Origin of the sequence: Streptomyces sp. NPDC050485 (assembly GCF_044458185.1) — a bacterium.
GTDB lineage: Bacteria > Actinomycetota > Actinomycetes > Streptomycetales > Streptomycetaceae > Streptomyces.
On sequence record NZ_JBITHR010000022.1, the window covers coordinates 92,573 to 114,961 of the forward strand.

General features: G+C 68.9%; 19 protein-coding genes and 1 pseudogene. 10 read left to right on the forward strand and 10 right to left on the reverse strand.

Annotation, left to right across the window (positions count from 1 at the left end; genetic code table 11):
• Positions 1-81: 81 nt before the first annotated feature.
• Positions 82-1,845, reverse strand: a complete 1,764-nt coding sequence (locus ACIBK6_RS33170; RefSeq protein ID WP_399055605.1) for a hypothetical protein — start codon at positions 1,843-1,845, stop codon at positions 82-84.
• A gap of 1,379 nt (positions 1,846-3,224) precedes the next feature.
• Here ACIBK6_RS33170 and ACIBK6_RS33175 point away from each other — a divergent pair.
• Both ACIBK6_RS33175 and ACIBK6_RS33180 read left to right on the forward strand, forming a co-directional pair.
• On the forward strand, positions 3,225-3,368 hold the full coding sequence (locus tag ACIBK6_RS33175) for a hypothetical protein (protein WP_399055607.1): 144 nt from the start codon (positions 3,225-3,227) through the stop codon (positions 3,366-3,368).
• 13 nt (positions 3,369-3,381) lie between these two features.
• The gene (locus tag ACIBK6_RS33180) at positions 3,382-4,251 is read left to right on the forward strand and encodes a methyltransferase domain-containing protein (RefSeq protein WP_399055610.1); all 870 of its coding nucleotides are present in this window, start codon (positions 3,382-3,384) and stop codon (positions 4,249-4,251) included.
• A gap of 473 nt (positions 4,252-4,724) precedes the next feature.
• Here ACIBK6_RS33180 and ligA read toward each other — a convergent pair.
• From ligA to ACIBK6_RS33195, 3 genes and pseudogenes are all read right to left on the reverse strand, one after another.
• Positions 4,725-6,786 (reverse strand): annotated as a pseudogene (gene ligA, locus ACIBK6_RS33185) (NAD-dependent DNA ligase LigA).
• A gap of 217 nt (positions 6,787-7,003) precedes the next feature.
• Positions 7,004-7,414 (reverse strand): hypothetical protein, encoded by a 411-nt coding sequence (locus ACIBK6_RS33190; protein ID WP_399055612.1) that lies wholly within the window; start codon positions 7,412-7,414, stop codon positions 7,004-7,006.
• 13 nt (positions 7,415-7,427) lie between these two features.
• Entirely contained in the window at positions 7,428-7,637 is a 210-nt protein-coding gene (locus ACIBK6_RS33195) for a hypothetical protein (RefSeq protein ID WP_399055614.1), read from the reverse strand.
• Between the two features lie 62 nt (positions 7,638-7,699).
• Here ACIBK6_RS33195 and ACIBK6_RS33200 point away from each other — a divergent pair, with 62 nt between their 5' ends.
• Positions 7,700-7,873, forward strand: a complete 174-nt coding sequence (locus tag ACIBK6_RS33200) for a hypothetical protein (RefSeq protein WP_399055616.1) — start codon at positions 7,700-7,702, stop codon at positions 7,871-7,873.
• Positions 7,874-8,339: 466 nt separating this feature from the next.
• Here ACIBK6_RS33200 and ACIBK6_RS33205 read toward each other — a convergent pair whose 3' ends face one another.
• Both ACIBK6_RS33205 and ACIBK6_RS33210 read right to left on the reverse strand, forming a co-directional pair.
• Positions 8,340-8,897 carry a hypothetical protein gene (locus ACIBK6_RS33205; RefSeq protein WP_399055618.1) on the reverse strand — a complete coding sequence of 186 codons (558 nt, stop codon included), beginning with the start codon at positions 8,895-8,897 and terminating at the stop codon, positions 8,340-8,342.
• A gap of 137 nt (positions 8,898-9,034) precedes the next feature.
• Positions 9,035-9,601 carry a hypothetical protein gene (locus ACIBK6_RS33210; RefSeq protein WP_399055619.1) on the reverse strand — a complete coding sequence of 189 codons (567 nt, stop codon included), beginning with the start codon at positions 9,599-9,601 and terminating at the stop codon, positions 9,035-9,037.
• Positions 9,602-10,693: 1,092 nt separating this feature from the next.
• Here ACIBK6_RS33210 and ACIBK6_RS33215 point away from each other — a divergent pair.
• The 3 genes from ACIBK6_RS33215 (at position 10,694) to ACIBK6_RS33225 (ending at position 12,256) form a co-directional block, all read left to right on the forward strand.
• Complete coding sequence (locus ACIBK6_RS33215) at positions 10,694-11,065, forward strand: hypothetical protein (protein ID WP_399055621.1); 372 nt, start codon at positions 10,694-10,696, stop codon at positions 11,063-11,065.
• Between the two features lie 145 nt (positions 11,066-11,210).
• Entirely contained in the window at positions 11,211-11,825 is a 615-nt protein-coding gene (locus ACIBK6_RS33220) for a hypothetical protein (protein WP_399055623.1), read from the forward strand.
• A gap of 116 nt (positions 11,826-11,941) precedes the next feature.
• Complete coding sequence (locus tag ACIBK6_RS33225) at positions 11,942-12,256, forward strand: hypothetical protein (protein ID WP_399055625.1); 315 nt, start codon at positions 11,942-11,944, stop codon at positions 12,254-12,256.
• Between the two features lie 202 nt (positions 12,257-12,458).
• On the opposite strand, the gene ACIBK6_RS33230 is transcribed toward ACIBK6_RS33225, so the two are convergent.
• The 3 genes from ACIBK6_RS33230 to ACIBK6_RS33240 form a co-directional block, all read right to left on the reverse strand.
• Positions 12,459-13,517 carry a hypothetical protein gene (locus tag ACIBK6_RS33230; protein ID WP_399055627.1) on the reverse strand — a complete coding sequence of 353 codons (1,059 nt, stop codon included), beginning with the start codon at positions 13,515-13,517 and terminating at the stop codon, positions 12,459-12,461.
• Positions 13,514-13,954: a hypothetical protein gene (locus ACIBK6_RS33235; RefSeq protein ID WP_399055629.1), complete on the reverse strand. Its 441-nt coding sequence runs from the start codon at positions 13,952-13,954 to the stop codon at positions 13,514-13,516. Before ACIBK6_RS33235 ends, ACIBK6_RS33230 begins: the two co-directional genes overlap by 4 nt.
• Before the next feature lie 96 nt (positions 13,955-14,050).
• Positions 14,051-16,999, reverse strand: a complete 2,949-nt coding sequence (locus tag ACIBK6_RS33240) for a hypothetical protein (RefSeq protein WP_399055630.1) — start codon at positions 16,997-16,999, stop codon at positions 14,051-14,053.
• 206 nt (positions 17,000-17,205) lie between these two features.
• On the opposite strand from ACIBK6_RS33240, the gene ACIBK6_RS33245 reads away from it, so the two are divergent.
• From ACIBK6_RS33245 to ACIBK6_RS33260, 4 genes are all read left to right on the forward strand, one after another.
• Positions 17,206-17,850, forward strand: coding sequence for a hypothetical protein (locus ACIBK6_RS33245; protein ID WP_399055632.1), 645 nt, complete (start codon positions 17,206-17,208; stop codon positions 17,848-17,850).
• A gap of 46 nt (positions 17,851-17,896) precedes the next feature.
• Positions 17,897-18,514 carry a hypothetical protein gene (locus ACIBK6_RS33250; RefSeq protein WP_399055634.1) on the forward strand — a complete coding sequence of 206 codons (618 nt, stop codon included), beginning with the start codon at positions 17,897-17,899 and terminating at the stop codon, positions 18,512-18,514.
• Positions 18,515-19,076: 562 nt separating this feature from the next.
• Positions 19,077-19,604 (forward strand): hypothetical protein, encoded by a 528-nt coding sequence (locus ACIBK6_RS33255; RefSeq protein WP_399055636.1) that lies wholly within the window; start codon positions 19,077-19,079, stop codon positions 19,602-19,604.
• Positions 19,601-21,427 (forward strand): pentapeptide repeat-containing protein, encoded by a 1,827-nt coding sequence (locus ACIBK6_RS33260; RefSeq protein ID WP_399055638.1) that lies wholly within the window; start codon positions 19,601-19,603, stop codon positions 21,425-21,427. The genes ACIBK6_RS33255 and ACIBK6_RS33260 overlap by 4 nt, the downstream gene beginning before the upstream one ends.
• 266 nt (positions 21,428-21,693) lie before the next feature.
• On the opposite strand, the gene ACIBK6_RS33265 is transcribed toward ACIBK6_RS33260, so the two are convergent.
• Positions 21,694-22,131 carry a hypothetical protein gene (locus tag ACIBK6_RS33265; protein ID WP_399055640.1) on the reverse strand — a complete coding sequence of 146 codons (438 nt, stop codon included), beginning with the start codon at positions 22,129-22,131 and terminating at the stop codon, positions 21,694-21,696.
• Between the last annotated feature and the right edge of the window lie 258 nt (positions 22,132-22,389).

Sequence of the window (22,389 nt, forward strand, 5' to 3'; positions counted from 1 at the left end):
CTGAAGATGATCGGGAGTTGGGCCCCGTGAGTGGGCCGCCCTCCCTTGGCCGGGCAGGGCTGCCCGGCCAAGGGAGGGCGGCTACGCGTCGGCGGCGGGCTGGGGCTTCGCCGAGGGGCGGACCCGGGCGCGGCGCAGCCGGTCGGACCACGGAGCGTCGGCGGGCCCCACGGGGTGCTCGGGGATGGTGATCTCGTAGTGCGGGCAGCTACCGGACTTCACCGCCTCAAGAGCGGCGTGCCGGTGGGGATTCGGGCACTGCTGGCGCTCGTGCTCGCCCCTCCAGTAGCGGACCGTCAGCGTGTGGCCGGATGCGCCGTCGCGGGGCTGGCTGGGCCGCTGCTCTCGGAAACGCTCGCCCGCGTCCGGGTCCACCCACCAGTTCTCGACCTGGCCGGAGTCGGAGATACCCCGCCGCCGCTCGGCATCGCGCTTACCGGGTTTGAGCTGGTGGACCTGGTGAGACAGGACCCGCACCGTGGACCGTTTGTGCTGGGTCAGCAGTTCCCACAGGGCGCGCACGTGGCGCGTCATCAACTCCTGGCAGCCCTGGCGCGCGAACCCGCTTTGGTACCGCTCAGGGTTGTCCGGGTCACGTAGCCGGGTCTCAGGCTCCAGGGTCTCCCCGGCGCGCGCCAACAAGGTGTCGTACGGCGAGAACGGCAGCTTCAGCAGCGACTCGTCACACGTCAGCGGGGTGACCCACGTCCAGGGAGCGTCATCGTGCGGAGGCTCCACCGGCTCCAGGGTCCGGTCGGGCCGTAGAAGGAACCAGCCCTCTTCCGACCGAGGCGACCACGGACCCCACACATAGCCGACAATGCGTCGGCCGGTGGGCAGTTCGAGGGGAGTGTCGAGGAACAGCATCCCGCGCGAGGCCGGGAGGTGGGCAGGATCGAACGGGGTCGTGGTCTTCTCCGCCCGCCGCACAACACGGCGCAGTGCCATCTGGCCGAGGGAGTCGTCGATCTGGAAGAGGCGGGCGGTGGAGGCCCGGTCGGCCTCCTGCCGCAGCTGCGTCGCCACGGCCGCCTCCAGGCCGTCCGGATGGCCGTAGGGCGCCAGCCGCTCGCGCTCCCTGCGGTACACCTTTGCTTTCACCAGGGCCCAGTCGAGGCTCTGGGTGTGGGCCTCCACGTACCGACGGCGCCAGATGCGGATGCGGTGCCGGTCGGGCGAGTCCCAGATTGCGGTGTCCGAGCGTGTCAGGGACCCGCCCGTCGGGGCGCCCGACTCAGAGCGCAGACCCAGCTCGCGGAACCGGCCGACTTCGGTGTCAACGTTGTTCACGACGCCGTCCGAGGTGTCCATGATCATCCGCTGGTGATCGTCATCCGGGTCAAGCACCCATTCCAGGCCCGCGAGCTGCGCCATGGCCGCACGCACGGTCTCCTGCTCCGTGGAAGTGACGAAGTCGGCGACGAGCGTCTGGACCGTGCTGGCGTATGCGTCGCCCGCCGCGAACCGCAGTAGGCGCTTGAGGAACGAGCCTCCTGAGCCGTGCTGGCTGCTGGACAACGCCAGCAGTTGATCTGCCACCCGTTGCTCACTCAACGCCGCGTTCGCCAAGTGGTCGTACATTTGCCGGAAGACGGCCATCTCCTCGTCCTCGCCGAGGATGGAGTTGATCGCATTCTGGACCCGAGCGAGCTCCGCTGGTACGGCCTCGGAGCTGACCGACGGCCGGACCAATTGGCCTGCGGCGGAGTGGAGTTCGCGGTAGAGCCGCAGCTGGAGTTCGGTGAGGATGAGGAGCTCGTCGCCTCTGACGGGGGTCCGCTTGGCAGCCGCAGCGACGTTTGTCAGCAGCTCAGAATTCGATAGGTCGGGCAGATGCGGGTACATGTCATCCCTACCTGGACACAGGGGACTTGGGGAGATTTCGCGGGTGCCGTGCACCAGGCGATAACTTGACAGTACATATTGAACCCGTAATACGCAACGCCAGTTGAAATTTGGCCCCTCCTGCGGTCCAGCGGCGGGGGCGTGGACACGCGCGCCCCCGCCACGACACCCACATCACCACGAGGCCACCATGGAGCGGCTGTTGAAGGCCGAGGGGATCACGCTGCCGATGAGAAGGGGCGGGGAGCGGCTACCTGGGGTGCAGAGAAGGGGGCAGGGGAGTCAGCGAGTCACACAGTGATGTCGGGAAAGCGGACTCGGTGCGCTGAACGGCCCGGCAGCCTCCCTCCGTGCTCTCGGTGATTGCCACCCATCCGGTGCTTTCTGCTCTGAAGAACCACCGGTCGCCCAGCCTGGTGGAACACTCAGATCCCGCCATGTCGCTGCAAGCAGCCCCAGTTCGCCAGGAGAAGTCCAGTACCAGCCACTTGCCGTCGCACTTCTGCGAGTCGGGGGATGAGTGCGTGGGCGCATTAGCTGCCATTAGCGCTTGGTCGTAGGAGGCGGTGTTGCAAGCTGCTGCCGGCGGGTGGCAGCCCAACGTCCCGCACAGCCGCAACGCGGGCGCCTTGGCGCCGTCGGCCGTGAAGTGTACGGAGCGGTTGACGATCACCTCCTGGTGGCCCAGAGGGCCGGGCAGGCGCACCTGTGCCGCGGCCGTACCCTCACCAGTGCACCCGGAACTCCTGTCCATTGACGGCGAAGAGTAGGTCACTTGGACCTGGACGACATCCTTCACAGGATCGGTGAGCACCGCCTTCAGGTCCCGTACGCAGGGGTGTTCGCCCTTGGGTACTTGGGTGTCGAGAATCAGCGTGCGGCCCTCGTCGGTGAGACGGGCCCCGGTGACCGTGCTCGGCATCATCGTGACCCAAGGGAGCCCGGTCGCTGTTCCCCCCTGACCGGCTACCTTCGTCCCGCATGCGCCGAGGAACAACACGGCCACAGCGCAGAGCAAGAGGCATGTTGTCCCTCTGTGCGTTCTTCCTGGTCTCACGATTTACAACCCCCCACATAGGCACTGAAGCTGTCCGGGCAAATTGAACCAGCCGCGCAGGAGTAACTGAGATGGCCACCGAAACCGCGGCGCCGCCTGAGGGGCTGCGTTGTCTCGGTGACGGTCTCGGATCAGCCCGGTCCGTCCGATCCCCTCTGGGCAAGCCTCGTCGCCGAGGCGCGGGTTCCTCATCGACAAGGACAACGCCGAAAACCGTGGGGTCAACGTCATTGCTCGGGTGTGGGCCTCTTGGCGCCCCGGGGGCACGGGTCGACACTCCTGTGTAGGGGACGGAGCATCGAGGCGGAAGGAGCTGAGGGCATTGGCACCGAAGACCAACGGCAGCAGCGGACAGCCCCCGCAGGAAGACGAGGGCGAGATCAAGGACACCGGCCAGCAGGACACCGGCAATGGAGCCGGCCAGGGCGACGACGACAAGATGGGTGGCGGAGCCCCCGGGGAGTAGGGAGTAGAGGGCCATGGCGACGGCGGCCGAACTGCGCAAGCAGTGTATGGAGATCATCGACACCTATCGGGGTGGGTACTTCAACGACCGGCCCTGGCTCCGTGAGGCGTTCGATGCCATTCCGCGCGAGCGGTTCACTCCAGACAGGGTGTGGTGGCACCTGCGTGACGACAGCGGCTGCTACCCGGTGCTCGACCGCCAGGTCCAGCCTGACGAGTGGCTGGAGGCCGTCTATACCCCCGATGCCCCGCTCATCACGCAGATCGCCGACGGCGCCGTGCGGATCGAGGATGGGCCGACCCGGTCCTCGGGCTTCACCTCGTCGATCTCGTGCCCGCTGGTGGTTGTGAGCATGTTGCACCACCTGGACCCGGAGCCGGGCGAGACGATCCTGGAGATCGGTACTGGCACCGGCTACAACACGGCACTGCTCGCCCGACGCATCGGCCCCGGCCAGCTCGTGACCATCGAGAACCAGCCCGCCCTCGCCGAGCGGGCGGAGCAGAACCTCCAGGCCCTCGGCGGAGACCAGCCGCTCGTCGTCACCGGGGACGGCGAGCAGGGGTATCCCGAGCGGGCCCCCTACGACCGCATCCTGTCCACCGTCGGTGTTCGCCAGGTCCCGCCCGCGTGGCTGCACCAGGTCCGGGCGGGGGGTGTGATCGTCACGCCGATCGCCACGCCGTTCGGCTGCGATGCCCTGGCAAAGCTGGTGTGCGACGGCGAGGGTGGCGCGAGCGGACGCCTGATCAAGCAGATCTACTTCATGAAGCTGCACGGTCAGCGCGAGCGGAGGCCGTGGTCCGAACTGGGTTGGCCTCGCTGGCCGGACTACCAGGTCGCGCTCTCCCCGGACGGCACCCAGCGCATTCGCACCGTGTAGCCGTGGCCGGGACCGGGACCGGCGGAATAGTGCCTTCCGGGGGCGAGCCGTTACAAGCCTCCCCGCTGGCTTGTCTCCCGGTCGCTCAGTTGGACGTGCGTCCGATGTGGGGCACGAGGATGCGGATGATTTCACTGCCTCAGCACGTGGACAGCTGGCCAGCGGCGGAGTGGAGTTCGCGGTAGAGCCGCAGCTGGAGCTCGGTGAGGATGAGGAGTTCGGCTCCCCTGACGGGGCCCGCTTCGCTGCCGCAGCGACGCTTGTCAGCAGCTCAGAATTCGATACGTCGGGCAGATGCGAGTACATGTCATCCCTACCTGGACACAGGGGACTTGGGGAGATTACGCGGGTGCCGTGCACCAGGCGATGAGACGACAGTGCATATTAAGACCAGAATAAGAAACATCACCTGGCCCCATCCTGCGGGCTGGTGGCGGGGGCGCGGATTCCCGCCCCCGCCACCAGCCTCCTCGTTAGGCCAGGTAATCGGCGATCATCTCCGCGAAGGCCTCCGGGGTGAGCACTTCGACGCCGAGCTCGGACGCCTTGACCGCCTTCGAACTGGGCTTGCCGCCAGCGGACGGCGCGGCGACGAGGATGGACGTCTTGGCGTTGACGCTGCTGCCCGCGCGCCCGCCGGCCTTCTCGATCAGGGCGTTCATCTCGGTCCGGCCCAGGCCGTCCAGGGGCCCGGTCATCTTGCCAGTGACCACCACGACCTTGGAGGCCAGCGGACCTGCGCCCTCAGCCGCCCGCGCTTCCTGTGGCTCGGTCATGTTGACGCCCGCGGCGATCAGCTTGTCGATGACCGGTGCCAGAGCGGCGACCTGCTCGACGATGACCGGGGCCTTCTCGGGACCGATGCCCTCGACGTCCTGCATCGCGGCGGCGTCGGCCTGACGGATGGCGTCCATGGTCCCGAAGTGCCGGGCAATGCGGCGGGACATGCTGCGCCCGGTTCCGAGCACGCCCAAGGCGCAGAAGACCCGGCTGAGGGGAAGTGCCTTGGCGGCCTCGATCTGCTCGGCGAGCTTGGTGGCCCGCTTGGCGCTTCCCGACGCCGCGCTGAGCTGCTCGGCGGTCAGGGTGAACAGATCGGCGACGTCGGTGACGTCACCGGAGGCGACCAGGGCCGCCACGTATGTCTTTCCGAGACCGTCGATGTCGAGCATCTCGCGTCCGGCGGCGTACCCGATCAGCGCCGGGAGCGCGCACGCGGCCCCCTGCGCACACCGCCACCGCTCCTGCGCCTTGTTGATCTCCCCGCCGCAGTTGGGGCAGACCTCGGGCAGCGGAACCTCCAGCGCTCCCTCCGGACGCAGCTGGACCACGGCCCCCTGCACGCGGGGGATAATGTCGCCGGCCTTGTAAACCGTCACCCTCTCCGATGTGGAGGTCACGGCGGCGGATATCGGCGGGGTTGTGAAGCGTGGCCCGGGTGATCGTAGAGCCGTCGATCTCGACCGGGTCGAGGATCGCGGTCGGAGCGAGGACCCCAGTGCGGCCGACCTCCCACACGGCGTCCCTCAGCACGGTCTGCCGTTCAATCGCCGCGAGCTTGACCGCGATGGCCCAGTGAGGGAAGCGGGAGCCGACCCCGGCCGCCGCCTGCTCTGCCGTGTCGTTCATCTTGACCACCACGCCGTCGATCCCGACGGGCAGTTCCGCACGCATGGCGGCGATCGCGTCCACCCGCTCCTGCGCTGCGGCGAGGTCGGTGACGACGTGGAGCCCGGCCGGGGAGTCCGCGGTGGTCTGGATACCGGCCGCGGCCACGGCCGCGAGGGTCTGCGCATGGGTCGCCCCGTCGGGCAGGTACGAGACCGCGTCCAACTCGACTGCGCCGTAGGCCCAGAACGTCATCTGGAGCCGGTACGGCCGGTCCTTCGCCCTGAGCGTGCCGGCCGTGCCGTTGCGGGGGTTGGCAAAGACCTGCGCGTTGTGGGCGGTGCGGACCTCGTTGGCCGTCTCGAATTGGTCCTGTGTGAAGGCGACTTCGCCGCGGACCTCGATGGTGGCCGGTACGGCCAGCTGCTCGGGGAGGCCGTCGATCTGACCGATGACGTGGCTGATGTCCTCGCCGTGACTGCCGTCCCCGCGGGTGATGATCTGCACGAGACGGCCGTCGCGGTACCGAGCGGCGACGGCGGCGCCGTCGATCTTCGGCTCGACGGTGAACCCGCCCTGCGGTGCGCTGCCCAGTCGGCGCTGAACCGACACACCCCAGGCCACCAGGCCCTCGGCGTCGAAGACGTTGTCCAGGCTCAGGAGACGGGTGGTGTGCGCGACGTCGCCGACGGGCGCCGCACCGTCGGCGACGAGCCCGGTGGGGGAGTCAGGGGACACCTGGCCGGGGTTCTCCTGCTCCCAGGCCTGTACGGACCGCCGGAGTTGATCGTACGAGGCGTCGTCCAGGGTGCTGTCGCCGTCGCCGTAGTAGGCCTGCGAGGCGTCGCGCAGGAGCTGGAGCGCGGTCTCGTACTCGGTGCGGCTGGACACGGTGGACTGCGCCTGATCGGCGGGAAGAGTCGTCATGGGGGTGATCCTCTCGTGGGGGTCTGACAATGGCGGGCAGAGGTTGAGCCTGCGCAGTCGGCGCACGAGGCGCCGGCCCCGCCTGTGGGTCGGGGAATGCCGCCCGTGAGGGGCGGCACCCGGGTTCTGAGGGGGCAGGCGCGGCCGTCGGTTCGCAGACTCGGGTAGCCGTCGGCCGTGCCCGCCGCAGTGGTTCGAGATCGGGGGGCGGGTGTTGCTAACGGCCGGAGCCGGGCGGTGTCCCGGCCTCGCCGTCCCAGGGCATGACGATCCGGCGCTCGGGCTCGACGGTCCAGGACACGTCCGGGAAGAGGCGGCGAATCTGGTCCTGCGACCAGGGCCAGACCACGTTCCAGGACGCCTCGGTGGGCTCGTTCACCGACTCATGGCATCCCTCGGCGCATGGTGCGCCCAGCGTTCCGAGCAGTTTCATCAGGTCTGCGAGCGACAGTTCTTCCGGGAGGTCTTCCCCGTACTCCGGGAAGGACTGGTAGGCGTGGGCCAGCTTCAACGCAAGGGTCTCCCCGTCCTCGTGATGGGCGTAGACGACGCGGACGACCGTGCCGCGGCCTTCTGGATCGGGCACCGTCGTGCAGACGGCGGGCGGGGGCGAGGTGGTGATGGCCATGACATCGCTCCGTTCACTGGGGGACATGTGTGGGCGGGGTGTACGAGAAGGGCCAGAACGCGGGCCGAGTCCGGGTGGGGTAGAGCACCGGCCGCGCCTTCTGCTCGGCGCTCGCCCGCTCGGCGCGCTCCTGGACGGCCTCCTCCAGGATCCGGGGGTGCTTCAGGGCGTCGCCGCAGGAGACGGTCACCTGCTGGCCGAGCCTCCACAGCTGGGCGTTCACGGCGCAGCACGCGGCGTTGAGGGGGTCGCGGTCGGAGCCACCAGCGGTATGCGGCGGGGTCGGTGCCGAAGAACCGCATCGTGGCGGCGGCGGCCCGGGCCATCGTGCCGGTCCCGGCGGCGGGTTCGAGGAACAGATCACCGGGTCTGCGGTCGGTGGAGAAGAAGATGTCGGCCATGTGGTTGGCGGAGGCGGCCGGGGTGAAGAACTCGCCGGTCGACTGCCGTTCGCTGTAGCTGCGCATCCGGGTGATGAGCAGGCCGAGGACATCGTCGGACTCGGCGCGGGCGGTGTCCGAGCAGTACTCCAGTAGCCCTGCGCGTACGAGGATCCGGGCGTAGTCGGCCAATCCGCGGATGTCGGTGTCGGTGGGGTGGGAGAGCCATTCGTGGAGCGGGCGGGCGGCCTCGGTCAGGTCCGGGTCGTACGTCCAGAACGAGTTCCAGCCTGCTCGAAGCGTGTCGACGAGCTGTTCGTCGTCGAGGGGGAGCAGGAGCGGGCCGTAGTCGGGGCCGTCCGGACGCGAGGGGGCGGCCAGGGCGAGTCCGGCCAGTGTGCCCACCGCGATGGCCCGGTCGCTGGAGCCTCCGCGGTTGGAAGTCCACCAGGCGTGCGCGGCGTCGGCGATGGTGTGGGCGTGGTCCCGCCCGCTTTCGGGCGCCATGGCGCGGCGCAGTCCGGCGGGCGGGATGCCGTACAGCGTCACCTCCCGCTCCTCGGCCCCCGCGCGGTGAGGCGGTCGAGCTCGGCGACGAAGGGCGGCAGGAGGGTCCGCTTGCTGCCCGGGCGCCGGGAGCCGAAGGGCCGCAGCGTGCCGGGGTGGCCGCTGGGCTGGAAGTCGCTGTCGATGATCCAGGTCCGGTCTCCGGGCATCCGGGACAGGCGGTAGGCCGCCTTGTTGAGCAGCGTGCTGTGCTCGAAGAGGAGGAGTTCGGCGTACCAGCCCGTGACGTCTCCGGCCTGGCGTTCGTCAAGAACCGGTACAACGCCGGTGTGTTCCTGGGTGGTGTCCTCGTCGGTGATCGTGGCGGTGAACGTCCTGGCGGCGCGCAGCGGGGCCAGGGCCCGTTCTGCGGCCTGGTGAGCTTCGGGGTACCCGATCGGATCGGCGACCAGGCATCGTCCGGCGAGAGCGAGCGGGTCGTGGGTCGCGGAGGCGGGGAGTTCGAGGGGAGCGAACTCTCGCACCAACGCGCCGTGTCCGAGGGTGGCGAGGTACCAGTACTCCTGGGTGCGGGTGCTGGGGATCACGGTGTCCATGGGTCCTTCCTGAGGCATCGGGCGGCGCTGCTGGCGGGATGGTCCTCGCCCAGCGGGTCAGTTCGCGGGCCGGAGCGGGAACCGGGGCCGCGGAAGTCCGCCGGGCAAAGGCCCGGTTCTTTGTCCCGGTGCGCGGCTCAGCTGCTCGCCGACTCGCCTTCCTCGGCCTTGAGGTCTTCGAAGTAGTCGCGGGCGCTGTCGACCATGCCGGGGATGTCGCACCCGAACGACTCGGCCGCGTCCAAGAGCGCCGCGAGCATCGCGGCCTCTCGTTCCGCCCCGGAGGCGGCGACGGCGCACACGGTCATGAGGCTGACGGGGTGTGCCTCGCTGCGCAGCTCCTCGGCGGCCTGGTGGAGCTCACGCGGGCTGACCCGTCCGTCCGCCAGGCAGAAGAGCTGAGCGACCAGATCGCCGATCACGCGGTCGGCGCTTTCCTGGTCGTCCACGACCCGGTCGTCAGGGATGTTGAAGGCGACCTGGGCCATAGCCTCGGCCGCCAGGATGCCGAGTCGAACGCGCTCGGCCCGCTCGGGCACGGGCAACAGGGTCGCGGGAGCCTGCTTGTTGTACGCCTTCAGAGCCTCGCTGGCCCATGCGGCGCGGTCCGCGTTGGTGTACTCGCGGACGGGATTCATGTTGATGTAAGACTCCAGCGCTGCGGTGATGAAGGCAGCCTCGTGCGCGGTGATGGGCTTATCCACGGTCGTTCCTCTGGGTGAGGTTCAAGATTGCGGTCAGTGAGAGCGAAGCCGTCGCTCGATCACGACCATTACAATACACATTGAAATAAGAATACGCAACACCTCAGGTTGGGTGATGGTCATCCGCCCACTTCGGGTAGGGATGCCGGGCATCGCTCGGTGCTTCAGCATCTCGTCCGGAACTTCAACAAGGAGACGCCTACTTGGCGTTGGCCCAGGTCAGGGAGGTGAGCCCTGCCGTCAGAGTGCGGATGCTGAAGGACTGGATGAGATGGAACGAGGCTTCGGCAGTGCGCTACGAAACTTCAGCGCGCAGGTCAGGGACCTGTCCCGCTGAAGTCCCGGATGACCCCCGACAAGGGAAGCGAGGGCATGCCGAAGGCCGTCCTCGACCGCTCTGCGCGGGTGCGCGCAGCGGTCGGCAGGTACCGCAGGTTTCCGGGGTGACGAACTGCGCGGGCGTCGATCGCCGGCAGGGCCTCGGCCAGCCAGCGAGCCGGTTCCTCATCCGGGCGCAGCGGTCGTGCCCCAAGAAGCTTGAGGCGGCGGACGACCCCGCCACTGCCTGCCTCTCGCCCGGTGGCCTTGGCCTTGGACCGCACGGGAGTCCCTGAACCGTAGGGTTTCGCGCACGAGTTGGCGGCGGTGGATCAGACGTCACCAGAGGCGTCCGGGCGGACGGAACCAGGCCCATCGCGCGCACCTCGCGTTCTGGCTCGCTACTCGTCCCAGGGGCGGGAAGGCACTCGGGGCCGCCGGCCGTCAGGATTTCGTCCAGGCGCTCCCAGAGCACAAGCACCGGGTGCTCCTCGGACAGCTCGCGAATGGCTTCCGCCATCAAGGCGTGGAGCTCGTGTTGATCGCGTCGCGTCGCGCCGCTGCCGGGGGCAACGTCTGGCTGTTTGACTGGCGTGCACATGAGCCAGGTAGCCGTCGTCCCCGCGGAGTCGGCAAGCCGACCGGGGGCAAGCCGCGGTGGCCCTGGCCTTGGGCGCCTGTGGCCCGACAACAAGATCCACTGTCAGTGCTGGGCGGCACCATGGCACCCATGACGAGGAAACCCGACCACCAGGCCGAGCGGCAGATCCCGGTATGGGCCGACACTGTCGGGCCCGGCTGGGCCGCCATCCTCGGCGGACCCACCAGGACCTCCTCGCGCTCGATCCGCACTACCGCATCGAATCGTTCAGCACGAAGCTCGGCGGCCTGCGCCTTCAAGTGGCCGACCGATTCCGTGAAGGCGAGTTCGACGGGGAATTCGCTGACCGGGTCGCCGCCTTGACCGACGCGGCGGAGAGCTTCTCGGAGCAGACCTGCGAGTTGTGCGGGGCGCCCGGACGCATCCGCTTTCGCGGCGAGGGACCGCAGATCTGGATGCAATCAAGCTGCGAGCAATGCCGCACCCGGCCCACGCATCCTGACCGGCACGACGTTCACCAATCCCGCCATCCCGCGAGTCCGTGAAGGCCGGCCGAGGAAGACTGGGACTGACTCCTCCCTGGCTCCCGCCTCATGCCCCGGGCCCGGCGGCTTCTTGAGAAGATCGCATCCCTGACCTCATGGAACTGCGCCGTGCGCACGTTCCCGACCAGTTCGAAAGAAGCACCGCGTGAGTGACTCCGTGCAGCAGTGGGACGACATACTGGCCGATCTCCTGGTGGAGTGCGGCCACTGCCACGGCCCCATGTCGCCGCTCCCGGCCGGGAGCGCAGAGCCGGCCTACGAGTGTCTGCAGAAGGCGCACGATATGTGCTCCCAGGCGACGATGCCTTCGCTGGAACTCGAGGACTACGTTGCCCACCAGGTGCTGGGCGAGATGGCCAAGCCCGCCGTCGCGGACGCGCTGACCCAGGCCCTGTTCACGATGGTCGAGACGGACCTGTCCACCCTGGGGGAGGACGTCACGGCCTGGGACGCTCGCGCCGACGTCCCCGCCGATGAGATCGAGCCCAGGCGCCGTGAACTGCATGCCGAGCGTCTCAACCTCAACCGCTTCATGGACGAGGACACCTTCAGCCCTCGCTGGCTGGCCGAATGGTGGGATCACCGTGCGGCCGAGGCGCCGCACCGCAAGCGGCAACTGTGTGCCTCGTTCTTCTCCCGGATTGAACTCCTTGCCGGGCCGGCCCCCGAGCCCGGCGCCCTCCACGACGACCGGGTCGTCCTGCACTGGAAGACCTGGGACGATCCGGCGGGCGGCACTGGGATCGAGGGCCCGCAGTGATCCCCTCCCCGCACCGGACCAAGGGAGGCGGCCCGTTGGTGGGGGCCCGCCGCACCGGCGAGATCGGGCCCTTCGGAGCGTACGGCAGAGACAACGACGAGGCACTGGAGCCGCACATGGCCATGGAATTGAAGACCACCGATGACCCTCGCTTCGTTGAGATCCACGACGAGCAGGGCTGGATAGGCCACATTCTGTACGTCGAGCCCGAAGAGGAGGGCGACACAGTCCAGGGCTGGAGCGCGGAACTGCGCGGGTTCCACTACGGACTTACGCGCAGCACCGACTTCTACGACACTGCGCCCGAAGCCTTCGCCGCCGCGGCGCCCCTGTACAAGGAACTCCTCGAAGTCCGGCGCACCGCCGAGCGTTTCCACCGCAACACCCCGGTCCGCACCATCAGCACACCCATGGGCGGACAGCCCCGCTGAGGGCGAATGGGCGCGAACCGTCGCCGGGTCAAGGAGTCGCTCCTCCAGCGGCGGCCACAGCGCGACTCCGCCATCACGCCACACCCGCCCGGCTCTCAAGACCCGTCGATGGGTTCTGAGCTGGGAGGGAGGGTGAGACCTGCAGCGACAGGGTGCGAATGGACGCGAAGGAGTGTTCGTCACCCAGCGTGGTCCACCGTGCTCAGGCTTGCGCGGCCGAACCCTCCCGCTCGCCGTGCGCGATCAGCAACTTGTCGCCAGAAGGCGAGGGTTGGGTGAAATCGCCGCGCGGGAAGCCCTCGATCCAGATGGGCCGGTGCTCGTCGACGCTGGCGTAGTACTGGTTGCGCCAGTGGCCGCGGACCCAGTGGCCGGCGGGCGTGCGGCCGTCGGCGGCGGCGCGGACTGCGGCGAGTTCGTGGGCGGCGGTCTCGGGGCGGCGCAGTGCGATGCGGCGGAAGCTCTCGGGGCGGATCTTCGCGTTCCGTGCGATGGCGCGCACCGACTGGTGGATCTTCGGCGAGTCCTCGCGGGTCAGGGGCTGTTCGGCGAGCGCGGACAGGGCTCTCAGGATGGAGACGCTGTGCGTACCCGCCTCCGCAGGCGCGTCCCACGGCACGAAGTAGGCGAGGTGAGGGAAGAGCCCAGTGAGTTGCACCGTTACGCCGTTGACGTCGTAGGTCCCGGATGGGTAGCGGATCCAGGTGAAGGCGTTGACGCCGTCATCCACGCACGCCCAGGTGATGGCGCTGACCGACGGCTGGTCCGGGCGCGACGATGCGAAGGCGGCTGCCGGGACGGGCTTGGCGAAGAACAGAAAGCCGATGGGGGCGAGGAACTCGTCGCGCCTTACGCACTGTTGGGGGAAGGTCTGGGCGGCAGCCGTCACCATGTCGCACATGGCCGCGTCCGCGTAGATGGTGTCGGCGTTCTGCCACGACTCCAGAGGGATCAGCTCGTCCGCGGTGAAGAGGGCCATCCGTTCCTCGAGCGAGGCGGACGGCCACTGCTCGGGCCACACTCCCGGCCCGTACTCCGGGAGCCCGTCGGCGGCCAGATAGCGAAGCCACTGCTCGGAGCCGAACCACCCTGTCAGCGCTGCCTTGAGGCGGATCGCATCGGCCGGCGTCACATTCTGGGCGGCCTGCGCGTGGAGCCGAGCACGGAACCCGGCGGCGCCGCCGGATGAGTCCGGTCGGGTTGCCCCCGAACGGCCCCTCTTCATCCGCTTCGTCCTGGTGATGGAGTGGCGCTGGGTCACGATGCGCCTTCCTCGCCTGCCGGGTCGTCCGGTGAGGTCGCCCGCCAGTCCTCCCGGGTCCTGCGGCCGAGGGCCTGCTCCACAGCGGCGACTTCGCCATGACCGTAGGCGGTGCGGATCCCGGAGATCGACATGCCGGAGGCGGCAGCGAGGTCGGCGAGCTTGTAGGGGCGCGGGCGGGCGAACTCCCGCCCATAGGCGACCAGTCGGCGGATCTCGTTCTCGGCCTGCGACTTGCGGTAGCGGGCCATGCCGATTGCTGACAGCAACGGCTCGTTCTCCTGCCAGTCTCCGTCGGCCGCGGCTTCGAGGTTGCGGATCAGCCCCTCCCGCTCGGCCTGGATGGAGTGGCAGACATCGTTGAAGACGTCGTCGGGCACGTCCCCGGGGGCGGGCATCGGGTGGCAGATCGCGGCGATGTCGGTGAATACGTTCATGCCGTACAGCATGCACCAAGAATTACGATGAGCGCAATGGATTGCGCTCATCGTAAATGGCCGAGGTGTCGGGATTGCCGTGGGACGCGGAGGGCGCTACGCGCGCGGCTCAGGGATGCGGTACACGCGCTGCCCGTTGATGGATCCGAGTGCGGCGTTGACGACGGTGGGCGGAATCCAGGCGTTGCGGTAGTGGCCATCCCAGTCAGCACGGGGGCCGATCCGGGCGCGGCGCCAGTGGCCGCGGCGCAGGTGCGGCGACACGCGGCGGCCTGTGCCAGACCCGGCACCCGACGCTGGGGCTTTGGTTTCGGCGGGGTCCGCGGAGCGGGTGAAGGAGAGGACGCGTACGCCGCCGAGGAGTCCTTGGCGCTCCTGGCGGGCGTTGGTCGCGGTGGGGCGACTGGTGGGAAGCGGCGTCGTTTCGGGGGTGGTCCACGAGGCCCAGGCCAGGGCGGCCGCCAGGTTGGTGATCGTGTTGGACAGCGTGGACAGGGAGCGCCAGCCGGGCAGGGCGGCACGGGTCATCGTGGTGCGGCTCGTGCCGGGGATGCGCAGCAGCCAGATCATCTCGTCGGCGAGGTGTCCGTCTTCGTCGGCGAGGAGGACGAGGCCGTCGACGAAGGCGCCGCGCGCGTAGGCGGCGTGCACGACGGGCACCGGGGGCGGGGGCGAAGCGAGGTTGATGGCCAGGCCCTGGCCGCGCGTCTCGGCGGCGGCGCACGCCTCGTCGACGGGGAGCCCGCTGGGTGCCATCTCGAGGGTGCTGGCGATGTACGGATGCCACAGGCCGCTGCGGGGCTGGAGATGCAGGGGCGCGCCGAGGGCCAGCAGGCAGGTGCGGAAGGGCAGTCGGATGTCGTCGAGCGCGTCGCCCTGGGGCGGGGTGCTGTCGGCGACGCCGGCGCAGGTGGCGGTGGGGATGTAGAAGGGGACCGCGTCAGCGGCGACGTGCCCGAGGGCGGTGACCTGGGCGCGCAGGGTACGGCTGGCGTAGCTGCGGGTGTCCAGGCCGATGCTTTCCTCGCGCAGTCCGTCGGCGGAGGCGGCCAGCGCGTCCTGGCCCAGGACCGCGCCGAGGGTCAGCGCGCGCAGCGCGATGGCGTCGCCGGGGGCGGCGGGTTCAGTGCGCTGCTGGGGGTCGCCCCAGCGTCCGCCGACCGCGAGTACGCGCATGTCCCGCTCGAAGACCGGTGTTGCGGCATCGTGCAGCTGGTCGACGGCGACGGCGGGGTCGTGGAACTCCTCGTTGATCAGGCGGAGGAGTTTGAGCGCGAGGGCCATCTGGCTGCCGATGGTCTCCGGGAGTCCGAAGGGTGTGGTCCCGGGCGGAGTCGGCTTGGTCATGACCAGGCCGCCTTCGGGGGTGGCGCTGTTCAGGTCAGCGTCGAGGATGTCGGAGAGCTGGCGCCAGATGACGGGACCGTGGATCTGCTCGGCGCGCGCGGTGTACATCGGCGTGGTCTGGCCGACGGCGAGCCTGCGCAGGGTGGCCGAGTCGTAGCTCTTCAGGGCACGGGCCATCCCGGCCGGTGTGCCGCAGAACTCCATCAGCCGCTGGGCGGCCTCGCGGTCATGCTCTTCGGCGCGCTGCATCTCCAGTCCGGCGCCCATGATGTGGCGGTCGGTGGGCTTGTCGCGCGGGCCGAGCGTGGGGAGGGGGTCACCGAGCCAGGTCAGCGGCTGCCCGTCGTGGACGAGCTGCAGATGGTCGTGGGAATTGACCAGGCCGTCTACGCGGGCCGCCGTCCAGTCGATACGCACCTGCACCAGGTCATCCGCGCCCAGCTGATCCAGTGGCCGCTCGTTCAGTGCGGTCGCGACGCAGTGCGGGCCGGCCAGCAGGGCCGCCGTGCGGTCGCGGGCCTCCTCCCAGCCGACTTCGAGGTATTGGGCGAGGGCGGACCAGGACACGGTGACCGTGGCGGCGCCCGTGTCGTACGACCGCTGCAGCAGACTGCTCAGGACGATCGCGCCGTCGATGCTGCCCTTGAGCTCGCTGGACGGGCCCGGGACGACGGGCGGGTGGGGATTGAGGTGCCACTGCGAGTTGGAATCGACCTGGATGAGGCCGAGGGTGACCAGGGCGCCCAGCAGACTACGCAGGGTTGATGCGTCGCGCGCTTGGGGAACCGTGCTCACCCACTGGCGGCGCAGCTCCGTGTCCTTCGGTGGTGCGTTGGAGACGGACTCTTCCATGAGCCAGGCGGAACTATCCCACCCGCCGTAGCGAGTGATGAACTCGGTGAGGGCCTCCTCGTTGCGGCCACGCACCCGCGGATCACCGCGGACACCAAGTCGTTCCAGCTCGGCCACCGTGCCCATGAGCCAGGTCGCGGCGCGTGGCAGGACGGCGCTCCATCCCGCGATGACGAACGGCTTGGTCCAGCGGTGGTGCTCCCAGCCGAACTTGTCGTCCGCCAGCTCCGGTGAACTGTGCGGCTCCGGCGGTGCGTCGGGCTCGTCCGCGGCCCACAGGCGCTGCGCTGGGCTGTCGTCAGGAGTCTCGGACGGGGCGGGCCAGTCGGCGACCAGCGCATTGCGGGCGGCGGCCAACTCCGTGGCCGACGAGGTGGCCAGCAGGCCGCGGCCGTCCTCGCCTCGGCGGACGGCTTCCTGGTTGTCGGCGTCCGTCACCACGAGCAGCGCGCCGTCGGCGAAGCAGTCCAGCAGATCGTCATCCCGCCACGGGTCGAACGCGACCGAGACCAGGTCCCTCCCGCTGGCCAGGGAGAAGACCGCGACGAGATACCCGCCGTCCTCGGCCGACCTGAAGTCCCAGCGGACCTGCGCATCCGTACGGCCGGCCGACTCAGGAAGCCACTCACCTTGAGCTTCCGGTGCGTCGAGGACCATCACCGCCAGGGGGTGCGGATCCCCGGCAAGCTGCATGACCCGGGCCTCGCGCAGAGCCGCGACATCCCCGGTGGGCGACCACCGGGGGTGGGCGGCGGCATACAGCAGTGGGGACGCCTCCGTGGCACCGCTGCGGCCGTCGTGCTTCTGCTTCTGTCGGTCCCGCTTCCCGCGGCTGGCCTTGCCCATGGCGTACGAGCATAGAGCTCCGCGAAGCCCGCCGAAGCATCGGAGCCTACGCACACGGGGCCCTTCAGCGGGAGGTTCCTCCCCGGACCCAGACCTCTGCCGACTCGATCGAGTCGAAGTCGTTTCACCGACGGGTTCAGCCGGGGCCCCGACCTACTGGGGCGGATCCAGCGTGGACCAGCTCGGGGTATAGATAGCCTCTCGTCATGGAGTTGGAGAGCAGCAGGTCCGTCCACCAGTGCCTGGGAAGCCCGTGGTGCCAGAGCGCCGAGTACCCGGATATCCCGAACGGGCCGTACACGCCGGAGGGACAGCCGGAGCGCGACCGCGCGGCGTGGGCGGAAGTCACGGCCGACACCGATCTACGCACCCTGCCGGATCGACTCCGTGAGGACTGGTCGCTGCGATGGCTGTTTGTCCAGGAGCGGCGTGTCGGCTACAGGACATCTCGGTACTTCAGTCTTGAGCCGTTCCAGCAGGGTGCTCCGCTCGGTCCACTCGCCACCGTGCAGGTCTATGCCTCAGACCCGGCCGGCGCGGAGTGCAACCCTCGGGCGATCGGCGGGTGGGGCGGTAGCCGGAAGTCCCACGGGCTGGGTTGCCAGCATGTGAAGTCGCTGGAACCGGGGTGGCATCAGCAGCTGACCCTAGAGGAGTTCCTTCCCCTCCTGCCGCTGCCGCATCACCTTGTGTCGTACGAGCCGTTCTCCCCGCAGGACCGAGCCTGGCACGAGCAGCGTGACCGGTGGTGTGTGAAGTGCGGCGGATACGAGATCCGTCGCTTCACGGACGAGCAGTGCGAGTACTACGCGGCTGCGGTCGAGGCGGCAAACGCGGCGGACGTCCAGTAACTCGCCGCGCGCCCTGAGCTCCTGACTTCGACCACCGGAGGTTGGCATGGACGGGAAAACGCTCGTCGACTTCTTCAACAAGCCGGGGCGCTATCCCCACAACAGCGTCCGAGGAGACAGCTCACTCGACCCGGTGCACGTCGGTGACCTCAAGAACGCCTGCGAGCGGGTGAGCCAGCTCGTCGAGCAGCTGCGGCTCGACGAGTTCTGTCTGCGGACGGAGAACTGGACCGGCCTGGTCGTGGTGTACGCGATGGACAACCCGGAGCCGCGGGGCCGGCTGCGCGCGGCCCTGGAGAAGGACGGCTTCGAGGTGACGGAGCGCCACAACGAGTACGGCACGTCCCTGGAGGTTCACCTCCAGGACCGCCATCTGACCCACACCAGGAACGACTTCGTCGTGAACACGATCGCCGAGGTCATGCCAGAGGCGGCGACCATCGCCGACCTCCAGGACGGCGTCACGCAGCGTCTCGGCCACCCGGTGCCAACGAGCCTCCTCCACACGCAGATCCGGATCTTCAACATGTCCCTGATGATGCGGCGGAAGGGCGTCCCGAGGCGGGCAGACTCGACGGTCCCCGAGGGGCTGGAGCGCCTGGTGACCGCTGCCTTCGAGAGCGACGTGATCCCGCCGCTGTGCACGCGGTTGCCGATCGAGTAGCTGGTGACGTCAGCTGCGATGTAGGCCAGTGCGGACGGCAGACAGGCTTGGCCGCGAGGTTCACGTCGATCCGGGCGAGGTCGTACACGTCACGTTCGAAGACCGCTGTGTCGGCGCCGAGCCAGTACAGCAGGATCGTGAGTGTGCGGGTGTTCTTCTTGTGGTCCGGCCGCTGCCCCGGCCGTTCCCGAGTGAACTCCTCGACCAAGTGGCGGGCGTTCGCGGTCAGCGGCGGCTCGCCCGGAGGCGCGCTCCGCAGCCGGCCCAGTAACGGGGCCCAGTCCCGCCGAAGGGTGAACAGCGTCTGCTGCCCACGGCTCGTATGCAGAGCAGGGCGTCGCTCGTCGTAGTCCGGCATCTGTTTGTCGGTCACTGGGAACGCCTCGAACGGCCCGCCCTTGCCAGTGGGAAGCGAGATCACCAGCTGCGTGAACCGCCGGGAGGCGGGGCGGGCCGAGATCAGCGAGAACTGCCGACGGTGGCCGAGGACCGCCTTGTCCGCCGGGAGTTGGGGCGAGAAGATCAGAGGCCAGTGATCACACCATCAAGGGGGAAGAGCTCGGTGAGCGCCTCACTGCTATCACCGGCCGGATGGCTCGTCCTGGGGCTGCCCTGGCCGACGGAGACCCGCGACGGCCGGGGGGAGTGCGCGGTCGCCATTGCCCCGCCGATGATCCCCCGCTCTCTCATCAGTAAGGGCACCGGCATCGCGCTCGACCTCGCCACCGGCCTGGCCCGTGACACGAACGACGGCCCGGGCGAGGCCGTGTTCTTCTCCGACGTCACCCTCTGGCTTGACAGCCAGGGCAAGACCTGGGCAGACCTCGGCATCGACTACGAGGCCGTCATCGACGAACTCCTGAACGCGCAGGTGCCGCAGCTCTACCTCACGCTCACGCAGAAGGCCCACGCCATTCTGTGTGACGCCAGCCGCGAAGGCCTGCGCCTGCACTACCCAGGCGGCGACGTCGAACACGTCACCCCGCAGCTGCGCCAGGACGTCCACGACGGCATCGCCCAGAGCCTCATCCGGGACTGGCCGGTGTACATCCAGGGCCTCATCGACAGCGGCGCTCTGCAGACCCGGTGAACCTGATACATGCCGGCCGACCCATCCTGGCCTTCCTGAGTGATGATCCCCGGCTTCGCTGGCCTGCCTGCAGTTTCCCGGGCGAGCACGGCGCCTGCTTCGGTGTGCCGTGGGATCCGTACGACCAGTGTCTGGCCCATCTGGAACCGGAGGAACGCAGGCAGGCGCTCGGGGCGCTATCGCCCGGCGCCGCGGTGGACTGCCGCGGTGTGCCCTTCACCCGCGAACTACTGGAAGAGCTCAAAGCGGCGGTCGGCAACACCTTCGGCGCTGCAGACTTCGGCCGGGCCCACTTCCTGGAACTGGCCGACTTCACGGGCGTCACGTTCAACGGCGAGACGTTCTTCTGGTGCGTCCAGTTCGCGGACGACGCCCTGTTCTACGACGTCAGCTTCAACGGCGAGGCGATCTTCGAGGAAGCCGTCTTCGAGCAGGACGGCGCCTTCGAGCACGCGGACTTCCACGGCTCCGCGTGGTTCCAGGACACGCTCTTCGCCTCGGACGCCGACTTTGAGCACGCCAGGTTCGCCAGCGGGGCATTGTTCTCCCGCGCCCAGGTATTCGGTGGGGCCCTCTTTAACGGCGTGACGTTCACCGACGGGATCGTCTTCGTCTCGGTACAGATCGAAGAGACGGCATGGTTCACCGAGGCGACGTTCGGCCGTGACGCCGTCTTCGCTGGGGCCCACTTCAAGGGCGACGCCCACTTTCCCGACACGACGTTCACCGGGCCATTGGTGGGCCCCATCGTCTGCGGCGGAGTGCTGGACTTGAGCCGGGCCGTCCTGACCTGCCCGATCCGCATACGGATCGCTGCCGCGCAAGTTCTCCTGGAGGCGGCGCAGATCAACACGGCGCTTACCCTCGACGTCCGCTACGCCCACATCGATCTGCTGGACGCTGTGCTCTCCCAGCCCGTCGCCATCAACTGTCACCCCCGGCCGTTCCCTTTCAACGACAGCCTGGTCTCCGAAGACCCGCTGACTGGACAAGACCCTCAGCCGTCGATCGGCATGTTGGCGGGCGTGGACGTCGCCTTCCTGGCGCTGTCCGGAGTGGACCTGTCCGCCTGCCTGTTCACCGGCGCCCATCACCTCGACCAGCTGCGCTTCGAAGGTCACGTCCCTTTCGCTCAACCGCCGGCCCCTTGGACCCGCCGCCGGACCATCGCCGAAGAACACCACTGGCGCGCCCTGCCCCTCCCCGGTCGACGCACCGCACGGACCCGGGGCTGGCAGCCCGGCCCCAACCACCCCGACCCGGCCACGCCCCCCGGGCCCAAGGAGTTGGCCGCCACCTACCGGCAGCTACGCAAGGCCCTGGAGGACGGCAAGAACGAGCCCGGCGCTGCGGACTTCTACTACGGCGAGATGGAGATGCGCCGTCTGGACCAAGACACCCCCTTCGGTGAACGCATCCTGTTAAACGCCTACTGGCTGATCTCCGGCTACGGCCTGCGCGCCTCCCGCGCCCTGGCCGCGCTCGGTGTCGCGATGGTCCTGACCGTGGTGCTGATGATGCTGTGGGGCCTGCCCAATCCGACGCCGAAACAGACAGCGACCGGCACCATGCCCGCCCCCGGCAGCCGAATCCACCTCGTGATCGACAAGAGCGACCCAACCCTGGCCGGATCCCTCAGCCAGCGCTGGACCGCTGACCGCGCAAAGGACGCCGGGCACGTCGTGCTGAACTCCGTCATCTTCCGCTCAAGCGACCAGGACCTCACCAGCGCTGGTACCTGGATCGAGATGTTCAGCCGCTTCAGCGAACCAGTCCTCCTCGGACTGGCCGCACTGGCGGCACGCGGCCGGATCAAGCGCTGACGAGGCCCACGGACCATCTACAACAAGGCGCGTCCATCACGGAACGTCACCGTAGAGCCAGGCTGTCAATCCCTCCTGTATGGCATCGCAACCGCACCTCACAGCACAACGGACAACTCCTTCACTCCTCGTTGAACATGTCCGCACCCGCATAAGCGAGGACGACCCCGCGCACCCCGCTCTCCGCTGCGAGGCGCAGGGCTCGGGATACCAGGAACGTCTCACCGGGGGCCGGCACGGAGTCGCTGACGATCAGGCGAGCCAGTTCAACGCTCTGCGCGTACTGGCAGTCCGGGGAAGGGGACGGTCAGCACGCGCTCGTTCATCGGGGAGGCGAGCACTACGACCCCGACCAGGACATGCCCTTGCACGGTCTGATCGTCTGGGCCGGGCACGGCCTCGGTGTCCAGCATCCCGAACCGGTGGATGGCCGCGGGCCACCCGGACAGGTGGTTCTGTGAGGTGGTGCTGGGCCGGCGGCAGATGCTGCCCACGCCGACGAGGGGCTCTTTGGTCAGGTTGACGTCGGCCGCCGCGAACTTCTCGACGCACCGGGCGTAGTGGGGACGAAGCCATCCCTGGACCACCGGGATGATCGGAAGCTCGGGAGCGAGGTCGCGCAGGGTCAGGAAGTTCGCGATGGTGAGGTCCTGGTGCTGGTCGATCGACAGGCCGGTCATGCGCAGCGGCTGGTCCTCGCACATGAGATCTTGCTGGCTGGCAGGACAGCTGGCCCACCTCATCCCTGTACCTGCGGATCTGCCTTACGTACTGCTGCGGTGTGGTGCGCCATTCGCCGAACTTGGCGATCTCGGTGAAGCCACTCTGTCGAGCGCCCACGGGCTGCTGGCTCTCGGCAGGGTTTTGACGCGGGCAAGCTGGCGGTTCGACACGAACATCGGCACGCGACTCTCCTTGAGCCAGTGCGGGCGGTGGACGCCGAGCCAGAACGTCGGCAGCGG

Bases quoted from the DNA above. Each gene is read 5' to 3' on its own strand.
- ACIBK6_RS33245 (WP_399055632.1), top strand. From the start codon at position 17,206: ATGGAGTTGGAGAGCAGCAGGTCCGTCCACCAGTGCCTGGGAAGCCCG.
- ACIBK6_RS33180 (WP_399055610.1), top strand. From the start codon at position 3,382: ATGGCGACGGCGGCCGAACTGCGCAAGCAGTGTATGGAGATCATCGAC.
- ACIBK6_RS33265 (WP_399055640.1), bottom strand. From the start codon at position 22,131: ATGTGCGAGGACCAGCCGCTGCGCATGACCGGCCTGTCGATCGACCAG.
- ACIBK6_RS33190 (WP_399055612.1), bottom strand. From the start codon at position 7,414: ATGGCCATCACCACCTCGCCCCCGCCCGCCGTCTGCACGACGGTGCCC.
- ACIBK6_RS33250 (WP_399055634.1), top strand. From the start codon at position 17,897: ATGGACGGGAAAACGCTCGTCGACTTCTTCAACAAGCCGGGGCGCTAT.
- ACIBK6_RS33205 (WP_399055618.1), bottom strand. From the start codon at position 8,897: ATGGACACCGTGATCCCCAGCACCCGCACCCAGGAGTACTGGTACCTC.
- ACIBK6_RS33215 (WP_399055621.1), top strand. From the start codon at position 10,694: ATGGGCCGACACTGTCGGGCCCGGCTGGGCCGCCATCCTCGGCGGACC.
- ACIBK6_RS33235 (WP_399055629.1), bottom strand. From the start codon at position 13,954: ATGAACGTATTCACCGACATCGCCGCGATCTGCCACCCGATGCCCGCC.
- ACIBK6_RS33225 (WP_399055625.1), top strand. From the start codon at position 11,942: ATGGCCATGGAATTGAAGACCACCGATGACCCTCGCTTCGTTGAGATC.
- ACIBK6_RS33170 (WP_399055605.1), bottom strand. From the start codon at position 1,845: ATGTACCCGCATCTGCCCGACCTATCGAATTCTGAGCTGCTGACAAAC.
- ACIBK6_RS33240 (WP_399055630.1), bottom strand. From the start codon at position 16,999: ATGGGCAAGGCCAGCCGCGGGAAGCGGGACCGACAGAAGCAGAAGCAC.